The organism is Pseudoalteromonas sp. S3431 (assembly GCF_000690035.1).
In the GTDB taxonomy this organism is placed as follows: domain Bacteria; phylum Pseudomonadota; class Gammaproteobacteria; order Enterobacterales; family Alteromonadaceae; genus Pseudoalteromonas; species Pseudoalteromonas fuliginea.
In genome coordinates this window covers 1-230 of record NZ_JJNY01000163.1, presented here as the reverse complement: position 1 = coordinate 230, position 230 = coordinate 1, and the positions used below count along the sequence as shown (strand labels likewise).

At 35.7% G+C, this 230-nt stretch carries 1 tRNA gene; it reads right to left on the bottom strand.

Features of this window, described 5'->3' with window-relative positions:
* Positions 1-74: 74 nt before the first annotated feature.
* Positions 75-150, bottom strand: a tRNA-Phe gene (locus tag DO88_RS00015).
* Positions 151-230 lie beyond the last annotated feature (80 nt).

Genomic DNA, 230 nt, shown 5'->3' with positions numbered 1-230 from the left:
AATTTTAAAGATTGAGAACTTTTATAAAGCACTTAAAATAAAAAAACCTTGCATGAGCAAGGCTTTTCAATAAATGGTGCCTCGACGCGGAATCGAACCACGGACACGAGGATTTTCAATCCTCTGCTCTACCGACTGAGCTATCGAGGCACATAAACTGTGCTAGTTAACTAAATTTTCTAAGTTAACTTTTTACTAAACTAGTTTAGTAAATAAATGGTGCCGACTAA